The organism is Leisingera sp. ANG-DT (assembly GCF_000813785.1).
Classification (GTDB): Bacteria; Pseudomonadota; Alphaproteobacteria; order Rhodobacterales; family Rhodobacteraceae; genus Leisingera.
Window position 1 is genome coordinate 1 of record NZ_JWLE01000015.1, and the last position, 20,282, is coordinate 20,282.

16 protein-coding genes and 1 pseudogene are annotated in these 20,282 nt (G+C 63.0%); 13 read left to right on the top strand and 4 right to left on the bottom strand.

The features are described from left to right. The 4 genes from RA21_RS14665 to RA21_RS14680 form a co-directional block, all read right to left on the bottom strand. On the bottom strand, window positions 1-396 hold a 396-nt coding region (locus RA21_RS14665), incomplete at its 3' end, for an ExbD/TolR family protein (protein WP_039150160.1). Window positions 397-413: 17 nt separating this feature from the next. Continuing rightward, window positions 414-1,031, bottom strand: a complete 618-nt coding sequence (locus RA21_RS14670) for a MotA/TolQ/ExbB proton channel family protein (RefSeq protein WP_039150161.1) — start codon at window positions 1,029-1,031, stop codon at window positions 414-416. A gap of 3 nt (window positions 1,032-1,034) precedes the next feature. Beyond that, the gene (locus RA21_RS14675) at window positions 1,035-1,454 is read right to left on the bottom strand and encodes a hypothetical protein (protein ID WP_019294463.1); all 420 of its coding nucleotides are present in this window, start codon (window positions 1,452-1,454) and stop codon (window positions 1,035-1,037) included. Window positions 1,455-1,518: 64 nt separating this feature from the next. Then, a complete protein-coding gene (locus RA21_RS14680) occupies window positions 1,519-2,367 on the bottom strand; it encodes a hypothetical protein (protein ID WP_241480983.1) in 849 nt (282 codons plus the stop codon). A 189-nt stretch (window positions 2,368-2,556) separates the two neighbouring features. Between RA21_RS14680 and tssA the strand changes: the two genes are divergently transcribed. From tssA to RA21_RS23470, 13 genes and pseudogenes are all read left to right on the top strand, one after another. Then, on the top strand, window positions 2,557-3,624 hold the full coding sequence (tssA, locus tag RA21_RS14685) for a type VI secretion system protein TssA (protein ID WP_019294461.1): 1,068 nt from the start codon (window positions 2,557-2,559) through the stop codon (window positions 3,622-3,624). Between the two features lie 71 nt (window positions 3,625-3,695). Then, window positions 3,696-4,211 (top strand): type VI secretion system contractile sheath small subunit, encoded by a 516-nt coding sequence (gene tssB, locus RA21_RS14690; RefSeq protein ID WP_039137234.1) that lies wholly within the window; start codon window positions 3,696-3,698, stop codon window positions 4,209-4,211. A 15-nt stretch (window positions 4,212-4,226) separates the two neighbouring features. After that, a complete protein-coding gene (gene tssC / locus RA21_RS14695) occupies window positions 4,227-5,723 on the top strand; it encodes a type VI secretion system contractile sheath large subunit (RefSeq protein ID WP_039150165.1) in 1,497 nt (498 codons plus the stop codon). A gap of 79 nt (window positions 5,724-5,802) precedes the next feature. Continuing rightward, a complete protein-coding gene (locus tag RA21_RS14700) occupies window positions 5,803-6,291 on the top strand; it encodes an Hcp family type VI secretion system effector (RefSeq protein WP_152610560.1) in 489 nt (162 codons plus the stop codon). A 92-nt stretch (window positions 6,292-6,383) separates the two neighbouring features. Then, entirely contained in the window at window positions 6,384-7,187 is an 804-nt protein-coding gene (locus RA21_RS14705; RefSeq protein ID WP_039150167.1) for a type VI secretion system accessory protein TagJ, read from the top strand. Next, window positions 7,180-7,677 (top strand): type VI secretion system baseplate subunit TssE, encoded by a 498-nt coding sequence (gene tssE / locus RA21_RS14710; RefSeq protein ID WP_019294622.1) that lies wholly within the window; start codon window positions 7,180-7,182, stop codon window positions 7,675-7,677. The genes RA21_RS14705 and tssE overlap by 8 nt, the downstream gene beginning before the upstream one ends. Further along, on the top strand, window positions 7,677-9,554 hold the full coding sequence (gene tssF / locus RA21_RS14715) for a type VI secretion system baseplate subunit TssF (RefSeq protein ID WP_019294623.1): 1,878 nt from the start codon (window positions 7,677-7,679) through the stop codon (window positions 9,552-9,554). Before tssE ends, tssF begins: the two co-directional genes overlap by 1 nt. Then, window positions 9,518-10,573 (top strand): type VI secretion system baseplate subunit TssG, encoded by a 1,056-nt coding sequence (gene tssG, locus RA21_RS14720; RefSeq protein WP_039150170.1) that lies wholly within the window; start codon window positions 9,518-9,520, stop codon window positions 10,571-10,573. The genes tssF and tssG overlap by 37 nt, the downstream gene beginning before the upstream one ends. A gap of 1 nt (window position 10,574) precedes the next feature. After that, window positions 10,575-13,298: a type VI secretion system ATPase TssH gene (gene tssH, locus RA21_RS14725; protein WP_019294625.1), complete on the top strand. Its 2,724-nt coding sequence runs from the start codon at window positions 10,575-10,577 to the stop codon at window positions 13,296-13,298. Window positions 13,299-13,334: 36 nt separating this feature from the next. After that, complete coding sequence (locus tag RA21_RS14730) at window positions 13,335-14,582, top strand: hypothetical protein (RefSeq protein ID WP_241480982.1); 1,248 nt, start codon at window positions 13,335-13,337, stop codon at window positions 14,580-14,582. Between the two features lie 64 nt (window positions 14,583-14,646). After that, window positions 14,647-15,501 (top strand): ion transporter, encoded by an 855-nt coding sequence (locus RA21_RS14735; RefSeq protein ID WP_039150176.1) that lies wholly within the window; start codon window positions 14,647-14,649, stop codon window positions 15,499-15,501. Continuing rightward, a pseudogene (tssB, locus tag RA21_RS23175) lies at window positions 15,494-15,991 on the top strand (type VI secretion system contractile sheath small subunit); the annotation flags it as partial. The gene RA21_RS14735 and the pseudogene tssB (RA21_RS23175), both read left to right, overlap by 8 nt. An 894-nt stretch (window positions 15,992-16,885) precedes the next feature. Next, complete coding sequence (locus tag RA21_RS23470; RefSeq protein ID WP_342586524.1) at window positions 16,886-20,269, top strand: type VI secretion system contractile sheath domain-containing protein; 3,384 nt, start codon at window positions 16,886-16,888, stop codon at window positions 20,267-20,269. The last annotated feature ends 13 nt before the right edge of the window (window positions 20,270-20,282 follow it).

Here is a 20,282-nt window from a genome sequence, read left to right on the forward strand (position 1 = left end):
CCGCAAGACGCGCAGGCGGGTGACGCCTGCCAGGGCGGCGGCGTCCATCACGGTGATCAGCGCCTGGGTTTGCGCAGCGCCGGAGGGGAGGATCACCACCTGGGTCAGGGGTTCGTCTGCGACTGCCGAAGTGAGAGTGGCCTGCAGTGTTTCGCTGTCCAGAGCGGAGCCGCGCAGCACCGGCACACCGTCAGCGCCAAGGCGGATCATCAGGGTGCCGGCCGGGGTTTGGGGACTGCCCGCGGCGGTGGCCTCGGACGGTTTCACCGCCGGGATCATGTCAAGGTTCAGATAGGTGGAGGTCACCATGAAGAACACCAAGAGGATCAGCATGACGTCAATCATCGGCACCAGCGAAATCAGGGCGCGGGGTCGGGCGGGCCGGTTGATCATCATGGCGGCGTTCCCCCGTGTCAGCGCGACCCGTCGATCAGCAGCAGGCGGCCGGCGGCGCTTTCGATGGCCTGGGCGGCGGCGTCGATGCGGGCGGCGAAAAGCCCTGCGGCGATGGCGGCGGGGATGGCGACCAGCAGGCCCGCGGCGGTGGTCAGCAGCGCCTGCCAGATGCCGCCCGCGAGGACCGAGGCGTTGGCGGCGCCCTGCGCCAGTTCCAGTTCCTGAAACGACTGGATCATGCCGAGCACGGTGCCGAGAAGGCCAAGCAGCGGCGAGACCATGGCGATCAGTTCCAAGAGGCGGATGAGGGAATTCATCCGGCTGACTTCCTCATTGCCGCGGCGGGTGAGTTCGTCCTGCAAGAGCGGGCCGCGCAGGCCCTCCTGCAGGGCCTGCATGGCGTAGGTCATCACCCGGTCTGCCGGGGATTTGCCGCCTGCAATGCTGTCCTGCGCCTGTTTGCGGTCGCCGTCTTTCCATCGGGTCAGCGCCTGTTCGCGGGCTTGCCCGCCGGAGCGCACCGGCCAGAGCTGGATCAGTTTGACGGCAATCACCGTCAGCGACAGAAGCGACATCAGGGCCAGGATCACGATCACTGGCCCGCCGGTGCCGAGCATATCCCAGGTGCCGGCCATGGCTTATTTCACCAGCGGCGCGGCAGCGCGGGAAGTGAGCTCCAGGATCGGGAAACAGTCCATCTGATCCTCGTTCTGGGGCTGGCAGGAGGTGATGTCGTGCAGCAGGATTTCGGAGATGTTGCTGCAGGCGGTTTCCGGGATCTCAAAGAGTTTCAGGGTGGTGCGCTGGACCGGCAGGGGGGCGGCGTCGATCGACAGCAGGCGGTCGATCACCCCCTGGCCGTCGAGGATCGCCAGCGACATCTCGAAGCCTTCGAAGCTTTTGCCGGTCTGGTTGCGGAACAGGAAGAAGGCGCGGCAGCCGCCGCCCTCGATTTCTTCGGTCTTGTTCAGCTCAACGTGCAGCGGGCCGGTTTCCGCGGCGGCGGTGAGCGGCAGGCAGATCAGGGCGAGGGCAGTCAGCAGACGGGTCATGGGCATCACGGTCTCCGGGTTCCGGTGGATGCCCGGCCCGCAACCGCTGCGGGCCGGGCTGCGTTCGGGGTCAGACCAGGGCGGTCAGGGCCTTTTCAATCTTGTCCATCGCGTCGCGGGCAGAATCGAGGTCGCGGCGTTTCAGGTGCCGGGCGGCCACATGCAGCGCGCGGCCCAGCCGGTCGCGGACCTTGCCCGGGGCGCGGGCGACATTGGCCTGCAGAGACTGGGCGCGTTTGACCTGGGCGCCAAGGGAGCGCTGGTCCATTTCGCGCTGGCCGCGCTTCATCGATTTGGCCTCATCCTCGCGGTCGGCGCCGATGCGGGCCACGGCGCGTTCGATCACCACGATCATCGTCTCGGCCTCCTGCAGGCGGCCGTCGTTGATCAGGCTGACCGATTTGGCGAGGGCGCGTTTCAGCTTCAGCTCCAGCGGGCCGGGGGCGAGGCCGATGCGCGGCTGGATGCGTTTCAGGCGGCGCTTCAGCGGCGCGATGGCCTTGGCGTCGATGCCGGTGGCGGAAATGTCGGAGGCGTCTTCCTCTGTCACCTGGCCGCCGGAGGCCTCGGGTTTGAGGCTGTCCAGGAGGTTGCCGCCGTCATCGTAGAACAGCACGTTGACCTTGGCCGGGTTGCGCTTGAAGAATTTCTTGAGCTCGGTGACCATGCGCTGCGGCGCGCTTTCGCAGATCATCTCCATGTCGCCGGAACGCACCACATAGGTGCCCCAGGCCATGGGCGGGCCGCCGCCCGCATTCTTCATCGGTGTTTTCAGGGTTTCCGGTTTCTTACCCGGCTGAATCATCAGAAGCGGGTCCTTGCTGGCGTCCAGGCAGAAGGCGAAACTCATCCGCTTCTTCGCCCCCTCGCGAACCATCTCTTTGACTTCTTTGCCAGAAATACGATCAATACTCATCATTCAGCCGCTGTTGAATGCTTGGAAAAGGTTTGACATTAGGATGGCGATAAGGCTCTCTTGGGGTCAAGTTATTGTTTGAGGTTTCCGCAGGTTTAACCACCAGGCCCGAAAAGAGTGGCACCTGCTTTCCGTTACGTTACCACACAGGAACGTGACCAAAAAAGAATGCACCCAGGGGGGCGAAAGAAGATGGATCCTGCAGTATTGCTGCAATCCAAAGGGGATGATGCCCCTAGCGGTGAGAACCTCGAATATGACCCGGCTTTCACCGAGATGGAGCTGGCGGCCCAGCCGGGCGAAGAATCGGTGGTGGGCAACGAGACCATCGAGGCCACCGATCCCGACTACCGCGAAGTTCAGAAGAAGGCGCTTGAGGTGCTGGAGCGCAGCCACGATTTGCGCGCTGCCGTTTTCCTGGGCGACGCGCTGCTGCACTCCGAAGGGCTGCCCGGTTTTGCCGATGTGACCACCTATATCCGCGGCTGCCTGGAAGAGTTCTGGGAGACCTGCCATCCGGAGCTGGACGAGGACGACGGCGATCCTACGATGCGGATCAATGCGATCCAGGATCTGTGCGGCCAGCCGGACGGGATGGCGGGGGCTTCGCCGCTCTACCGGTCGCTGCGCCGGGCGCCGCTGAGCGAGAGCCGCGGCTTTGGCCGGTTCTGTCTGCGCGACATTGAAATTGCCGAAGGAGTGATGGCGGCGCCGGAGGACATGGAACATGTGCCGGACAGCGCCACCATCGGCGCGGCGTTTCAGGACAGCGACGAGGAAATCGTCGCGGCGCGGCTGGCTGCGGTCAAGACGGCGGAGGAGAACGTGCGCGCGATCTCTGCCGTGTTCGACGAGCAGACGCCGGGGCAGGGCCCGGACCTGAGCGCGCTGATCAAGCTGCTGCAGCAGATCGGCAAGCGGATCGGCACCTATGCCAATCTGAGCGCCGAGGATGATGCTGCGGAAGATGAGGCGGCAGAGGACGGCGCGGAGGACAGCGGCGGCGCAGCGCCGGCTGCTGGCGGGCGGGCGATGCCGTCTGCGCCGGGGGCAATCAACTCGCACGCGGATGTGTCCAACACGCTGGACCGCATCATCAGCTATTACCGGCGGGCGGAACCTTCCAGCCCGCTGCCGATCCTGCTGGAGCGGTGCAAGCGGCTGGTGGGGGCCGACTTCCTCACCATCATGAATGACATGGCCCCGCAGGGGGTGGAGAACGTCCACCTGATCGGCGGGATTGACGAAGACGACGACTGACGGACACGGGGAATTTCTGCGGCGGAACCTGCTGCGGACCCCGTGAAAGCAAGACGAGTAAGGAGACCTAGATGGCCGGAAGTTCACAGAAATTCATTGCCCGCAACCGGGCACCAAGGGTCCAGATCGAATATGACGTGGAGCTGTATGGCGCCGAGAAGAAGGTGCAGCTGCCCTTCGTGATGGGCGTGATGAGCGACCTGGTGGGCAAATCCGAAGTGGAGCAGCCCGCCGTTGCGGACCGCAAGTTCCTGGAAATCGACGTGGACAACTTCGATGACCGGATGAAGTCGATGGCGCCGCGCGCCGCCTTCACCGTGCCCAACACGCTGACCGGCGAGGGCAACCTGGCGGTCGACATCACGTTTGAGAGCATGGACGATTTCAAGCCCGCCGCGATTGCCGCCAAGGTGGAGCCGCTGCGCGAGCTGCTGGAAGCGCGCACCCAGCTCAGCAACCTGATGACCTATATGGACGGCAAGACCGGTGCCGAGGATCTGATCTCCAAGATCATCCAGGACCCGAGCCTGCTGAAAACCCTGGCCGCGCAGCCGAAACCCGGCGGCGAAGCCGACAGCGAAGAATAAGAGCGGAGGACGAAGATGGCTGAAGAAGAACTCCAGGCGGAAGCCGCTGCTGGTGAAGCCGCCTTTGGCTCTGCCGAATTCGCGAGCCTGCTGCAGAAGGAATTCCGTCCCAAGTCGGACCAGGCCAAGACCGCTGTTGAAAGCGCGGTCAAGACCCTGGCCGAGCAGGCGCTGGCTAACACCGCGCTGATTTCCGATGACGCGCTGCGCTCGATCGAGAGCATCGTTGCGGCGATTGACGAGAAGCTGACCGAGCAGGTGAACCTGATCCTGCACAACGAGGAATTCCAGCAGCTGGAAAGCGCTTGGCGCGGTTTGCATTATCTGGTCAACAACACCGAGACCGATGAGCAGCTGAAGATCCGGGTGATGCCAATCACCAAGAAGGAAATGTCGAAGACCCTGAAGAAGTTCAAGGGCACGGCATGGGACCAGTCGCCGATCTTCAAGAAGATCTATACCGAGGAATTCAGCCAGCTGGGCGGCGAGCCCTATGGCTCCCTGGTGGCCGACTATCACTTTGACCATTCGCCGCCGGATATCGAGCTGCTGGGTGAAATGTCCAAGATCGCAGCCGCCGCGCATGCGCCGCTGATCACCGGCGCCAAGCCGACCCTGTTCCAGATGGACAGCTGGGCGGAACTGTCGAACCCGCGCGATCTGACCAAGATCTTCCAGACCCCGGAATATGCCGCATGGCGCAGCTTGCGCGACAGCGAAGATGCGAAATACGTCGGGCTCGCGATGCCGCGCTTCCTGGGCCGTCTGCCTTATGGCTCCAAGACCGATCCGGTTGAGGAGTTCGCCTTTGAGGAAGACACCGCAGGTGCCGGCAGCGAGAAATACGGCTGGGTGAATGCGGCCTATGGCATGGCGGTGAATATCACCCGCTCGTTCAAGATGTACGGCTGGTGCTCGCGCATCCGCGGCGTCGAGAGCGGCGGCACGCTGGAGAACCTGCCCAGCCACACCTTCCCGACCACCGATGGCGGCGTCGATCAGAAGTGCCCGACCGAGATTGCCATCGACGACCGGCGCGAGGCGGAACTGGCGAAGAACGGCATGATGCCGCTCATCCACCGCAAGAACACCGATGTTGCGACCTTCATGGGCGCGCAGTCGCTGCACAAGCCGGCCGAATACGACGATCCGGACGCCACCGCCAACGCCAATCTGGGCGCGCGGCTGCCGTATCTGTTCGCCACATGCCGGTTCGCGCACTATCTGAAGTGCATGGTGCGGGACAAAGTCGGCTCCTTCAAAAGCCGTCAGGACATGGAGTCCTGGCTGCAGGACTGGATCAACAATTATGTTGATTTCAACGCGGATATCTCTTCGGAGACCGAGAAGGCGCGCAAACCTCTGGCCGCAGCTGAAGTGGTTGTGGAAGAGGTCGAGGGCAACCCGGGGTATTACACCTCAAAATTCTTCCTGCGCCCGCATTACCAGCTGGAGGGGCTTTCCGTCTCGCTGCGGCTGGTATCGAAACTGCCCTCGGAAAAAGGAGGCTGATTTTCCACTCCCCAGCCTTAACCAAGCATAGTGCAGTAGAGTTCAATATTTTTGAAAGGATAGCAAAATGGCTGCAAACATGTTCGTACAGATCTCGGACATCGAAGGCGATGCAACCGAGGAGAACCACAAGAAGTGGATCGTGATCCAGTCGGCGAGCTGGAACGTGGAGCGCGCGGTTGAAATGACCGATCTGGGGTCCACCCAGCGGATGCACGCGAACTCCAACTTCGGCAAGATCGAGCTGACCTCGCAGATGGGCAAGGCCTCGAACGATCTGGCGCTGTCGGTTGCCAACGGCACCGTGCGCCCGGAAATCATCATGCACTGGTGCCGCTCGGGCGACAGCGCCAGCCAGGGCCTGCTGGTCTATTCGGTCTGGAAGATGAAAGACGTGGTTGTCGACAGCTACTCGATCTCTGCCAGCGAAGACGGCATTCCGGAAGAAACCTGGTCGCTGGCCTATGCCGCGATTGAGCATGAGTACAAGTCGACCAACCAGAAGACTGGTAAACTCACCACTGAAGGCACCTTCAAGTGGAACGTGCAGACCGGCAAGGTCGAGTAAACCAATTGGCGGACCCCGGGTATATTACATGCCCGGGGTCCGTTTTTTCTGACGTATTTGCAGCATCCATCCCCGTTGCGGAGTAGAGCCCCATGACCCCCGAAGAGCATCTGAAAGCTGGTGATCCCAAGGCGGCGCTGGAGGCGCTGCAAGCCAAGATCCGCGCGGATGCGAGCAATCCGAAGCTGCGGGTGTTCCTGTTCCAGCTGTTGTGCGTGCTGGGCGACTGGAACCGTGCGATTGCCCAGCTGAAGGCGGCGGCGGGACTGGATGAAGGCGCCACGGTGATGGCACAGGCCTACCGCGAGGCGATCATCTGCGAGGTCTACCGCGAGAAGGTGTTTGCGGGTGAAAAGTCGCCGCTGATCCTGGGTGAGCCGGAAGAATGGCTGGCACATCTGATCGAGGCGCAGAAACTGCTGGCAACCGGCAATCCCAAAGAAGCCGCCGAGCTGCGCGCCAAGGCGTTTGATGCCGCGCCGGCCAGCCCGGGCGAAGTGAACGGCAAGCGGTTCGAATGGATTGCGGATGCCGACATGCGGCTGGGGCCGGTGCTGGAGGCTGTGATCAACGGCAAATACTACTGGCTGCCGTTTTCCAAGATCGTCGCCTTTGAGGCGGAAGAGCCGAGCGACCTGCGCGACGCGGTCTGGACCGCCGGCACGCTGACCCTGGCGGGCGGCGGCGAAGTGGCCGCGATGATCCCGACCCGTTATCCCGGCAGCGAGAAGGCCGACGGTCTGTCGATGCTGGCGCGCGCCACCGTGTGGGAGGATGCCGGCGAGGAAACCTATACCGGTCTGGGCCAGCGGCTGCTGGCGATCGGCGATGAGGACATTGCCATCATGGACGTGCGCACACTCCGGATGGATGGGCACGGCGAAGAGAATGGCTGACAAGACACTGGCCGAGCGCCTGCAGCCCTCGCTGCTGGACCGGCTGACCGACAATGCGCCTGGCGATCAGAAGGAAACCCGCGAGAGCCGGGTGATCGACCTTGTGCGGCTGCGGGAAATCATTCAGCGCGATCTGTCCTGGCTGTTGAACACCCAGAATGTCGAAAGCCATTTTGATGCGGAGAAATACCCGTCGGTGTCCAAGTCTGTGCTGAACTACGGGCTGATCGAAGTGGCGGGCGAGGCCTCGACCACCGAGAAGGCGGAGGCGATCCGCCGGTCGATCAAACGGGCGATTGCCACCTATGAGCCGCGGATCATCGAAGGCTCTGTCGACGTGCGCCTGCAGGATGGCACGGATGCGACCGAGATGACCGTGGGGCTGGAGATCCGCGCCGACATGTGGGCACAGCCGATGCCGCTGGAACTGTATCTGCGCAGCAAGGTTGATCTGACCACCGGCGAAGTTCAGATGGAAAGGGCCATGTGATGGATACACGGCTGCTGACCCATTACGAGAATGAGCTGAACTACCTGCGCGACATGGGCGCGGAGTTTGCTGCCGCCTATCCCAAGATCGCCGCCCGGCTGGGCATGGAGGGGGTCGAGGTTCTTGATCCTTACGTCGAACGGCTGCTGGAGGGCGCCGCGTTTCTGACCGCGCGGGTGCAGCTGGAACTGGAGCTGCAGTATCCGAACTTCACCTCCAACCTTCTGGAAATCATCTACCCGCATTACCTGGCGCCGACGCCCTCGATGATGATCGCGGCGTTTGAGCCGGATGTGGCGAATTCGGCGGTGAAAAGCGGCTATGTGCTGAAGCGGGGATCGACCCTGCGCTCGCGGCTGACCGAGGGCGAGCAGACGCCGTGCGAGTTCCGCACCTCTGCCGATCTGACGATGTGGCCGATCCAGATCACCGAGGCGCAGTATATTGACGGGCGCGGCGAGCTGGTGGCGGCAGGGGTTGCCACCGGGTATGACGCGCGGGCAGGCATCCGGCTGCGCATCAAGCGGATCGACGGCGATCCGATCAGCAAGCTGGAGATGGACAAGCTGTCGCTGTACCTGACCGGCGAGGCGGGCAACAGCTGGCCGCTGCTGGAACTGCTGTGCACGCAGGTGCAGGGGATTGTCGCCCGCTCCACCGACCGGCGGGCCGACTGGCAGCTGCCGCTGCGCGGTGCCAAGGTGGCGCACAAGGGATTCAGCCCTGAGGAGGCGCTGCTGCCGCTGCCGCGCCGGGTCTATGACGGCTACCGGCTGCTGCAGGAATATTTTGCGATGCCGGAGCGGTTCCGCTTTGTCGAGCTGCAGGGGCTGCAGGCGGGTCTGGAAAAATCCGCGGGCGATGAGGTGGATCTTTATATCCTGCTGCGCGAAGGGATGCCGGAGATTGCGCCGATCGTGGTGCCGGAGGTGTTCAAGCTGAACGCGGTGCCGGCCGTGAACCTGTTCGAAAAGCGTTGCGACCGGGTGCGGATTTCGCCGATTGATACCGAGCATCATGTGATTCCGAACCGCACTGCGGGCCTCGATTTCGAGATTTACGGATTGCAGAGCGTGACCGGGATCAGCGGCGAGGGGGAGGATGACGTAATTTTCCGCCCGTTCTATTCCGCCAATGATTTCACCGCAGCAGGCGAGAGCCACCCGGCCTATTACACCGTCAAGCGGCGGATGCGGCAGCGGTCGGAGAAGGAGCGCCTGCGCGGGGTGCGCAGTTCCTATCTGGGATCGGAAGTGTTCCTGACGCTGGTGGACCGGGCGCAGGCGCCCTATTCCGCCGGGCTGGAGCAGCTGGCGGTCAACGCACTGTGCACCAACCGCGATCTGCCGATGCTGCTGGCGACCGGCAATGACGATGTATTCCACCTGCCCGAAGGCGGCCCGGTCAAGAAGGTGACGCTGCCGGTGTCGCCGACCCGGCCGCATCCCACCCTGGCGCAGGGCGATACCGCCTGGCGGCTGATTTCGCATCTGAGCCTTAACTATGTCTCAATCGCGGAAACCGGCAAGGGCCAGTCGGCGGAGGCGCTGCGCGAGCTGGTCGGGCTTTATGCGCCCTTGGGCGACCGGGTGACGGAAAAGCAGCTGGAGGGCATCCTGTCCGTCGGCGCCCGGCCCATCGTGCGGCGCATGACCGACGAGGTGCTGTCCACTGCGGTGCGGGGTCTCGAGATCACCCTGGGCTTTGACGAGAGTTTTTTCGAGGGCAGCAATATCTATGCGCTGGGAGCCGTGCTGGAGCGGTTCTTCCGCGGTTATGCCAGCATCAACTCGTTCACGGAGACCGTCCTGAAAACCGAAAAACGCGGGGAAATTGCCAGATGGCGACCGGAAAAGGGCCTCGGCCGGATGATCTGAGCCTCTATGGCCGGCTGGCCATGGACCCTGAAAAGCACCACGTTTTTCAGGCCCTGAGGGTATTGGAGGCACATTTCGATGACGCCCCGCGCCTGGGCGAAAGCCGCCGCCCGCGGCAGGACCGGCTGCGCCTGGGGCAGGAGGCGGAACTGGCGTTTCCGCCCTCGACCATTGCCGCGTTCAAACCGGCGGAGGGGGACAAGCCGGCGGTGCTGACCAACCGGTTCTTCGGGCTGTTCGGCCCGCAAGGCCCGCTGCCGCTGCACCTGACCGAATACGCCCGCGACCGCAAACGCAACCACCGCGACCCGACGATGGTGGCCTTTGCCGATATGCTGACGCACCGGCTGATGAGTCTGCTCTACCGGGCCTGGACCCAAGGCTCGCCCGCCGTCAGCTTTGACCGGGCGGATGATCCGATGGCGCGCAAGGTTGCGTCGCTGATCGGTTATAACGGGTTCAAATTCACCAGCCGCGACGACATGCCGGATCTGGCCAAGCTGCATTTTGCGGGCCATCTGGCGAAGGGGGCCAAGAATGCCGAGGGGCTGGTATCGATCCTGTCGGCGTTTTTTGAGGTGCCGGTCTCCCTGGAGGAATATGTCGGCAGCTGGCTGGAGCTGGAGCCGGACGACCGCTGGCAGCTGGGCTATGGCGGGCTGGGGCAGACCACCAGCATCGGCGACAAGGTGTGGAGCCGCACCGCGAAATTCCGCATCCGCATCGGGCCGCTGAAACTGGAAGATTACGAACGGCTGCTGCCGGGCGGCGCGGCCCTGAACCGGCTGCGGGCAATTGTGCGGTCCTATGCCGGCGATGTGCTGGACTGGGATGTGAACCTTGTTTTGGCGGGCGACGAGGTGCCGCGGGCATCCTTGGGCGGCACCACGCGGCTGGGGCATACCAGCTGGGTGCGCTCGCGCCCGGATCCGGATGCGGATCAGCCGGATGTGAATGATTTGTACCTGTACCCGGGATTAGGCGCCGGGGCTGAGATGCCTGTAGAGGGAGGGATTTGAGATGACCGAGATCAGCCGCGTGGCGCTGTTTGGCAAATTGAACAAGCTGGGATACCAGGCCGTCGAGAGCGCAACCGTGTTCTGCAAGATGCGCGGAAACCCTTATGTGGAACTGGTGCACTGGATGCATCAGCTGCTGGCACAGCAGGACAGCGACATGCACCGGATCATCCAGCATTACGATCTGGACACCGGCAAGATTGCCAGCGAGCTGACCCGCGCCCTGGACATGCTGCCGCGAGGAGCCTCGACGATTTCGGACCTTTCGGACCATCTGATGGACGCGATGGAACGCGGCTGGGTCTGGGGCTCGCTGCTCTATTCCGCGGGCCAGGTGCGCAGCGGCCATCTGCTCTTGGGGATGCTGAAGACGCCGGCGCTGCGCAATATCCTGTCCAGCATGTCGCCGGAGCTGGCGAAGATCGGGGCTGATGACCTGGCCGACAATTTCCACGAGGCCACCGATGGCTCGCCCGAGGAACGGCTGGGGGCGCAGGACGGCTCTAATGTCACCGGCGGCGGGGCGGAACCGGGCGAGGCCTCGGGGTCGATGGCGCCGGGCGCGATGGGCAAGGGCGAGGCGCTGGAGCAGTTCTGCACCGACCTGACCGAACAGGCCCGCAATGGCGAGATCGACCCGATCGTGGGCCGGGATGAGGAAATCCGCCAGATCGTCGATATCCTGATGCGGCGGCGCCAGAACAACCCGATCCTGACCGGTGAGGCGGGCGTGGGTAAAACGGCTGTGGTCGAGGGCTTTGCGCTGCGGATCGCCCGCGGTGACGTGCCGCCGGCGCTGAAGGATGTGCGGCTCTTGGTGCTGGACGTGGGCCTCTTGCAGGCGGGTGCCAGTATGAAGGGCGAGTTTGAAAACCGCCTGCGCCAGGTGATCGACGAAGTGCAGGCAAGCCCGACGCCGATTGTGATGTTTGTGGATGAAACGCACACGCTGGTCGGCGCAGGCGGCGCGGCAGGCACCGGCGATGCCGCGAACCTGCTGAAACCGGCGCTGGCGCGCGGCACCCTGCGCACCATCGGTGCCACCACCTGGGCCGAGTATAAGAAATACATCGAGAAAGACCCGGCGCTGACCCGCCGCTTCCAGGTGGTCAAGGTTGAGGAACCCGGTATCCCGAAGGCGATCCTGATGATGCGCGGCATTGCCTCAATGCTGGAGAACCACCACCGGGTGCAGGTGCTGGACGAGGGGATCGAGGCCGCCGTCAGCCTGTCGGCGCGCTATATCCCGGCGCGGCAGCTGCCGGATAAGTCGGTGAGCCTGCTGGACACGGCCTGTGCGCGGGTGGCGGTCAGCCAGCACGCGGTGCCGGCCGAGGTGGATGACAGCCAGCGCCGGATCGAGGCGCTGACCACCGAGCTGGAGATCATCGGCCGCGACGAGACCGCGGGCTATGAGGTCGCCGACCGGCGCGAGGCGGTGGAAGCAGCCAAGGCTGCCGAAGAGGAACGGCTGGCCGGGCTGACCGAGCGCTGGGACAAGGAAAAGGCGGTGGTCGAGGGCATTCTGGAGCTGCGCGCCAAGCTCCGGGAGGGGGCCGCGCCCGTGGATGCTGCCCCGGATGCTGGGGACGACGCTGCGGAGGGCGCTGCCGATAGCCCGCTGTCGGATGAAGAGCGCGCCAAGCTGATGCAGGAGCTGAAGGATAAGAACGCGGAGCTGGAAACGCTGCAGGGCGACTCTGCGCTGATCCTGCCGATTGTCGACCATCAGGCGGTGGCCTCGGTTGTCGGCGACTGGACCGGCATCCCGGTGGGCCGCATGGTCAAGGACGAGATCGAGACCATCCTGAACCTGGAAGAGCGGCTGGCGCAGCGGGTGATCGGCCAGGATCACGCGATGAAGATGATCGCCAAGCGGATCCAGACCAGCCGCGCAGGACTTGATAATCCGAACAAGCCGATTGGCGTGTTCATGCTGGCCGGTACCTCTGGTGTGGGTAAGACCGAAACCGCGCTGGCGCTGGCCGAGGTGCTGTATGGTGGTGAGCAGAATGTCATCACCATCAACATGTCGGAGTATCAGGAGGCCCATACTGTCAGCTCGCTGAAAGGCGCACCTCCCGGCTATGTCGGTTACGGCGAGGGCGGGGTGCTGACCGAGGCGGTGCGGCGCAAGCCCTATTCCGTAGTGCTGCTGGACGAGGTCGAGAAAGCGCACCCCGATGTGCATGAGATCTTTTTCCAGGTGTTCGACAAGGGCGTCATGGAAGACGGCGAAGGCCGCATCATCGACTTCAAGAACACGCTGATCCTGCTGACCTCCAACGTCGGTACTGAGACGATCATGGATCTGTGTTCCGACCCGGACCTGATGCCGGACCCGGAGGGCATGGCGAAAGCGCTGCGCGATCCGCTCTTGAAGGTGTTCCCGCCAGCGCTGCTGGGGCGTCTGGTGGCGATCCCCTATTACCCGCTCAGCCCGGAGATGATCGGCGAGATCACCAAGCTGCAGCTGGGCCGCATCCAGAAACGGGTGCAGGAGGCGCATGGGGTGCCGTTCGAATACACCGATGCGGTGGTCGAAGAGATCGTCAACCGCTGCCAGGAGCTGGACAGCGGCGGGCGGATGATCGACGCGATTGTCACCAACACCATGCTGCCGGAGATTTCCAACGAGTTCCTGCGCCGCCTGATGGAGGGTGCGGAGGTCGAGAAAGTCGCCATCGATGTCAAGGACGGAGAGTTCACCTACGCATTCGAATGATCACACAATTTGGTAACAAGTGGGGAAGGAGTTCCTATGGTTAAACATGTTGTTATGGACATGAAGAACGTCGATGTCGGCGCGTCTGGGCTGGAGATGGTCAAGCCGCCCAAGCTGTCCTTCAAGGTTGTGGTCGAGCTCGATAAGAAAATGGAGAAGGGGGTCGAGAAAGACCCGCTTCTGCAGCAGGAGTTCCATGCCGGTGCCAGCGAGGTCTTTGAGCAGACCCGCGACACCATTGAGAAGAAGTGCAAGGTGTTCGACAAGGCCTTTGTCGAGATGGCCAACAAGGGCGCCGACAAGAAGACGATGGAAAAGCAGCTGAAAGGGCTGAACGACGCCATCAAGAATGACATCAAGGTCGGCGAGAAGGCGGCGGAGCTGGCGGCTCAGAAGGCCTGGACCAATCTGCAGAAGAAAAAGAAGGAATGGTCCAAGTTTAAGATCAAGGTGGGGGTGTCAATTGCCGGCACTTTGGCCGGGCTGGCGGTGAGCATCGCGGCAATGGCAACCTCGCCGTTTTCTGGCGGCGCGGGCGCGGCCTTTGGCATCATCGGGCTGATCAAGTCCGGTGTTACGCTGGCCAAGGACATTGGCAAACTGGCGATCAATATCGACCAGTCCAAGACCATCCTGGTGAAGAACCTGGCGGTGGTCGAGAAGGCGGCCTCCAACAAGGCGCTGAATGCCACCAACGAGGTGTCGGCGGCGGTGTTCCAGGAGTTTCTTGGCATCTCGCAGCCGTCGGTCAAGACGGTCGAGGATGCGGCGGATACGCTGAAGGCCAAGTACGCCCAGATGGTCGTCAAGATGCATGACCTGTCGAAGAACCTGAACAAGATCCTGAAGCAGCAGGAAAAGCTGAAGAAGGAGTTTCTGGCCGAGGTTGGCAAGAAGCTGAAGAAGCATCCGGTCAAGGATAAGAAGACGCAGCTGGTGATGATCAGCAAGGCGCTGGATACGGCGTTGGCGAAAAACTATGCCGAGGTGCAGAACGCGATCGACAAGATCCAGATCATGTATGCCGATGCCCGCGGCTGGGCCAACAACATCAAGGACTTGATGAAGCGGGTGAAGGCGCTGACGATCAAAGACCCCAAGGCGCTGAAGGTGTTCCGCGAAGGGCTGAAATTTGCAGCTCTGGCACTGTCGCCGATCGACGGCAACTCGATTGCCACCGGCGCCAAGGATCTGGCCCTGGGTGTGGGCGGCGCGGTGGGTGGCTACGCCTATGACAAAATCACCAGCAAGGTGCTGGACGGGACTGTGTTCGACGCGGCCTGAAACTGAAAAAGACCACCGGGCGCATTCTGCGCCCGGACAACTGAAAGACCGGTGGAGAAGTACCTTGGACAGCAGCGCGCAATCCGCAGAGACGCTTCGGGACAAGGCCCGCGAATTTGTCGAGCGCAGGTCGGTGACCAATGCCATTCTGGGCATCATCATCTTTAACGCCATCACGCTGGGCCTCGGCACCTCTGCTGCGGTGCGGGCGCATGCGGGCGGGCTGCTGGATGTGATCGACACCACCGTACTGGCAATCTTTGTGCTGGAGCTGGCGCTGAAGCTGTTTGCCTACGGCTGGCGGTTCTTTTCCTCGGCCTGGAATATCTTTGACCTTGTCGTCGTCTCCTTCGGCCTGTTCCCGGACAGCCAGGGCCTGTCGGCGCTGCGCGGCCTGCGGGTGGTGCGGGCGCTGCGGCTCTTGTCGGTCATTCCGCAGATGCGGGCGGTTGTGCAGGCACTGCTGGATGCCTTGCCGGGCATGGGCGCGGTGATTGTTATGATCTCCATCGTGTTCTACGTCTTCGGGGTGATGGCGACGATGATGTACGGCGCTGCATTTGACGAATGGTTCGGCACGCTGGGCCGGTCGCTCTATTCGCTGTTCCAGATCATGACACTGGAAAGCTGGTCGATGGGCATCGTGCGCCCGGTGATGGAGGAGTTCCCCTTCGCCTGGTCGTTCTTTGTGCCGTTCATCGTGATCACCGCGTTTTCGGTGCTGAACCTGTTCATAGGCCTTTTGGTCAACACCATGCAGTCGGCAGTGGAAGCGGATGCGGAGGCGGAGTTCGAGAAACTGCGCGATCTGGTGAAGTCGGAGACCGACGTGGTCGATGCGCATGTGATGGAGCTGCATGAGGAGATCAAAAGCTTGCGGGCGGAGATTGCCGACCTGAAAGGGCAGGGCAATGGCTGACAGCTCGCAGAAATTCATCGCCCGGAACCGGGCGCCCAGGGTCCAGATTGAATATGACGTGGAGCTCTATGGCGCCGAGAAGAAGGTGCAGCTGCCTTTTGTCATGGGGGTGATGAGCGATCTGGTGGGCAAGTCCACGGTAGAGCAGCCCGCGGTGGCGGACCGCAAGTTCCTAGAGATCGACGTTGATAATTTTGATGAGCGGATGAAGGGCCTGGCGCCGCGCGCGGCCTTCACCGTGCCCAACACGCTGACCGGCGAGGGCAACCTGGCGGTGGATCTGACGTTTGAGAGCATGGCGGATTTCGCGCCCGGTGCGATTGCCGCCAAGGTGGATGCGCTGCGCCCGCTGCTGGAGGCGCGCACCCAGCTGCAGAACCTGATGGCCTATATGGACGGCAAAACCGGGGCCGAGACGCTGATCGAGACGATCCTGAACGACCCGTCGCTGCTGGCGGCGGTGTCTGCACCCGCCGCGGATGCAGAGAGTGCCGCGGCGCTGGACAGCCTGCGCAATCTGGAACTGCCGGAGGAAGAGGCGGACACCACGGGTGACGTGCTGGCCGGCCTTGCCGCGCAAGCGCCGGAAGGTACCGCGCCTGAGGACACATCCGGCGGGGTTCTGGATGCGCTGCGCGACGCCGCGCCGGAAGCTGCGGAGCCGGAAGACACGTCAGCGGACGTGCTGGCCGGTTTGAGCGCGGCGGCGCCTGAGGACACAGACCAGCCGGATGAAGCCGCAGATGCCCTGGCGTCGCTGGCCGCGGCTGAGGTTCCGGAGACTGTTGAGGACGATCAGACGGATTCTGTCCTCGAAGGGCTGGCGCAGGCGGACCTCCCCGAAGAGGACGAGGACACCTCTGGCGATGTGCTGGCCGGGCTGGCGGCGCAGGATGTGGAGGAGGCGGCCGAAGAAGATACCGCGGGAGCGGCGCTGGAAAGCCTGGCGTCCGTTGAAGTGACTGACGCGGAAGAAGAGGATCACGCTGGTGTGCTGGATGCGCTGGCGGATCTGGATGTGCCGGAAGAAGCCGATACGGCGGCTGATGATGCGCTGGAGAGCCTCGCCTCTGTCGAGATTGCGGAGGATGGCGAAGAAGACCATTCCGGCGTTCTGGATGCGTTGGCAGATGCAGCGGTGGAAGAGGATGAAGACACCGCAGCGGAGGATGCGCTCGAAAGCCTTGCCGCTTTGGAGACCGGCGATGACGCGGAAGAAGACACTGCGGGCGCAGCTTTGGAGAGCCTTGCGGCTGCGGATGTGCCGGACGCTGACGAGGAAGAGGACCATGCCTCGGTTCTGGATGAGCTGGCCGCGATCGAGGTGGAGGATGAGGCCGATGATGCTGCGGGCGCCGCGCTGGAGAGCCTTGCAGCCGCAGAGGTGGCTGAGACTGAAGATGAGGACCATTCGGACATTCTGGAGGGGCTGGCAGATCTGGAACCGGACGCGGCTGAGGAGGAGGATGACTCTGGTGCGGCTTTGGAAAGCCTGGCTGCGGTGGATGTTGCTGAAGACGAAGAGGACGATATTTCCGATGTTCTGACCGGGCTTGCAGATACGGACCTGGCAGAGGAAGACAGCGGCGAAAAAGCGGCTGCGGCCCTGGAGAGCCTGGCGGACGTGGTTGTGTCCGATGACGAAGAGGACGCCGGACTGGACGACGTGCTTGACGGGCTGCTGGAGGAGGCGCCCGGGGAGGACGAAACCGCCAGCGATACCGAAGATGCGCTGGAAAGCCTCGCCGCAGTTGAGATCGAAGATGCGGAAGATGACGGCTCCGATGATATTCTGGACGGTCTGCTTGACGCTGAGCCTGAAGAGGATGACGCGGAAGGTGACGACCTGGGCGCCGTTCTGGACAGCCTTGATGCGCCCGACGAAGCCGGAGAGGCGGAGGATGCCGGGGATATCCTGGCCGGGCTGGCAGAAGGCGCGCCTGAGGAAGACACTAATGCTGGCACTGATCTGGATGACATCCTGGGCGGTCTTGAGGAACCGGAGGACGACGCCGGCGAAGAGGATCTGAGCGCTGCGCTGGATACGCTGGAGGCTCCTGAAGACGCTGAAGCAGACGATGGCGGTCTGGACGATCTGCTTGCGGATCTTGGCAGTGATGAACCGGAAGAGGCCGCGGAGGATGGCGCTGATGATGTGCTGGCAGGCCTCGCGGACGCTGGCATTGAAGAGGATGCTGAAAGCGGCGGGGCCGGTTTGGAGGCCTTGCTGGCGGATGGCGATGAGGCGGAAGACACCGCTGAAGACAGTGATCTGGACAGCCTGTTGGGAGACCTGGGCGGCGAGGACGATGCCGCGGACGAACTTGATGCGCTTATGAGCGGTGCGGAGGAAGAGACCGCAACTGAGGCCGCTGACGGCGAAGACGGGTTGGATGATCTTCTGGGCAGTTTGGATGCGGCTGAAGAGGAAGACACAGACAATTCTGATCTTGATGCGCTTTTGGCTGGCGATGAGGACTCTGCTGGGGCTGAGGATGATCTGGACGCCTTGCTGGGCGGTTTGGACGAGCCGGAAGAGAGTGCCCCGGAGGAAACGGATAGCAGCGCGGACGCCGGTGAGGATGGCCTGGACGCGCTGCTTGGCGGTCTGGATGAGGACGAGGCCGGCGGGGACGCCAGCCTGGATGACCTGCTGGGCGATCTTGGCAGCGATGAGGAAGACGACGGCGATCTGGACGGTCTGCTGGCGGGGCTTGGCGAGGAAGCGGAAGCCGAAGAGGCAGAGGACGCGGACAGCGCCGAAGACGACCTCGATGCGCTGCTGGGCGGTCTGGGGGACGCAGATGCGGATCTTGACAGCCTGATGGGCGGTGACGACGGGGATATGGACCTGGATGATCTGCTTGGCGATTTAGGCGGTGACGACGAGGACACCGCCGAGGCCGGCGGCGATGATCTGGATGCGCTTCTGGGGGATCTGGACGAGGGCGGCGATGAACCGGCTGCGGCGGCAGAGGTTTCGGACGAGCCGGAGTTTGCCTATGGCACCATGAGCGCGGAGCGGCCGGCTGCGCAGAAGCTTGAGCGCAAGCGGTTCCGGATGGCGATCCTGGGCGACTTCTCAGGCCGCGCGGCCAAGGGGATTATCGAAACTGGCGATGCGCTGGCAGCGCGCAAGGCGGTGCTGCTGGATCCGGATACGGTTGAGGACGTGATCGAGAGCTTCGCCACCGAACTGGTGCTGCCGATCGGCAAGGACGGTGCGGGCATTGCGGTCAAGCTGGAGGACCTGGACGGGCTGCACCCGGATGAGCTGTATGAAAACGTGGAGCTGTTTTCCGAGCTGGTTGGCCTGCGCAAGCAATTGCAAAGCGGCGCAACGGCGGATCATGCAGCCAAGACGCTGAAAGCCTGGGCAGAGAAATTCGGCACCAAAGCACGGGCGCCGAAACGGACCTCGGCCGGGAATTCGGTGCCGGCTGACAAGCGGCTGAGCGCCTTCCAGCAACTGATCGGCGACACTGGCAACACGCTGCGCGAGGCCTCGCCGGTGGAGGATTTGCTGGCGCGCGTTGTGGGGCCGCATATCCGGGCGCTGCCGGACCCTGATGTCACGGCGATGCAGAAGGCAGTGGATGAGGCGCTGTCAGATGCGATGCGGCTGGTGCTGCATCACCCGGAGTTCCAGTCGGTCGAGGCGCAGTGGCGCTCGCTGGATCTGATGGCGCGGTCGATTGAAGCGGACGATACGCTGGATGTGATGCTCTATGACATCTCGGCAGAGGAGCTGGCGGCGGATCTGGCCGCCGAAGACGACTTGTCCAAGACCGGTTTCGTGCGGCTGTTGACCGAGGAACCCCTGGACGAGGAGAACGGGCGCGGCGGCTATTCGGCGCTGATCGGGATGTACCAATTCGAGGAAACCCCTCCGCATGCCGAATTGCTGGGCCGGATCGCGCGGGTGGCGGCGCATGTGGACGCGCCTTTCTTTGCCTCCATTTCGCCGGAGTTCCTGAAAACGCCCAAGGCGGAGCGTCCCAAGCTGGTGGCCGATGCCTGGAACACGCTACAGGGGATGGCGGAGGCAGGCCATCTGGGGTTGGCCAGCCCGCGGTTCCTGCTGCGCCGGCCCTATGGCGAAAAAACCGATCCCTGCTATGAGTTTGATTTCGAGGAGTTTACCGAAACGGAAGGCCTGAAGGGTATGCTTTGGGCCAATCCGGTGGTGCTGGTGGCGATCCTGCTGGGGCGGTCGTTCACGGAACACGGGCCGTCGCTGCAGCTGGGTAAAATTATGTCTCTGGGAGGGATGCCCTATCATTATGTGAACGACAAGTTCGGCGACCAGGTGGCGCTGCCCTGCACCGAGCGCAATATCGATCTGGACAAGATCGCATTGGCGCAGGAACGCGGGTTCATGGCGGTGAGCGCGGTCAAGGGACGGGACGAGGTGCGGCTGACCTCGTTCAACTCTCTGAAGGGCGGCGAGATTCTGGGGCCCTGGACCGGATTGCCGGCGCCGGAGCCCTCGCCGCCGGATCCGCGCGGGCTGCCGAAGCCCAAACCGCCTGCGGATAGCGGCGGTGATGAAGACGAAGACCTGGATCTTGATTTGGATTTGGGCGGAGACGATGAGGACGATCTCGGCCTGGATGATCTTGATATCGGAGGCGATGACGGGGATGACGATGGCCTCGGGGATCTGGATGACTTGTTGTCGTCGTTTGGGGATGACGATGATGACGACGGTGGGGATGATGATGACGAAATGGATGCGGACCTCGCCGCGCTTTTGGATGATTTGTGATGCGAATGTTTGA

Excerpts from the sequence above, each read along its gene's own strand:
- RA21_RS14700 (WP_152610560.1), top strand. The coding sequence starts at position 5,803 with ATGTTCGTACAGATCTCGGACATCGAAGGCGATGCAACCGAGGAGAAC.
- RA21_RS14705 (WP_039150167.1), top strand. The coding sequence starts at position 6,384 with ATGACCCCCGAAGAGCATCTGAAAGCTGGTGATCCCAAGGCGGCGCTG.
- tssA (WP_019294461.1), top strand. The coding sequence starts at position 2,557 with ATGGATCCTGCAGTATTGCTGCAATCCAAAGGGGATGATGCCCCTAGC.
- RA21_RS14670 (WP_039150161.1), bottom strand. The coding sequence starts at position 1,031 with ATGGCCGGCACCTGGGATATGCTCGGCACCGGCGGGCCAGTGATCGTG.
- RA21_RS14675 (WP_019294463.1), bottom strand. The coding sequence starts at position 1,454 with ATGCCCATGACCCGTCTGCTGACTGCCCTCGCCCTGATCTGCCTGCCG.
- tssC (WP_039150165.1), top strand. The coding sequence starts at position 4,227 with ATGGCTGAAGAAGAACTCCAGGCGGAAGCCGCTGCTGGTGAAGCCGCC.
- RA21_RS14730 (WP_241480982.1), top strand. The coding sequence starts at position 13,335 with ATGGTTAAACATGTTGTTATGGACATGAAGAACGTCGATGTCGGCGCG.
- tssF (WP_019294623.1), top strand. The coding sequence starts at position 7,677 with ATGGATACACGGCTGCTGACCCATTACGAGAATGAGCTGAACTACCTG.
- tssH (WP_019294625.1), top strand. The coding sequence starts at position 10,575 with ATGACCGAGATCAGCCGCGTGGCGCTGTTTGGCAAATTGAACAAGCTG.
- tssE (WP_019294622.1), top strand. The coding sequence starts at position 7,180 with ATGGCTGACAAGACACTGGCCGAGCGCCTGCAGCCCTCGCTGCTGGAC.
- tssG (WP_039150170.1), top strand. The coding sequence starts at position 9,518 with ATGGCGACCGGAAAAGGGCCTCGGCCGGATGATCTGAGCCTCTATGGC.
- tssB (WP_039137234.1), top strand. The coding sequence starts at position 3,696 with ATGGCCGGAAGTTCACAGAAATTCATTGCCCGCAACCGGGCACCAAGG.
- RA21_RS14680 (WP_241480983.1), bottom strand. The coding sequence starts at position 2,367 with ATGATGAGTATTGATCGTATTTCTGGCAAAGAAGTCAAAGAGATGGTT.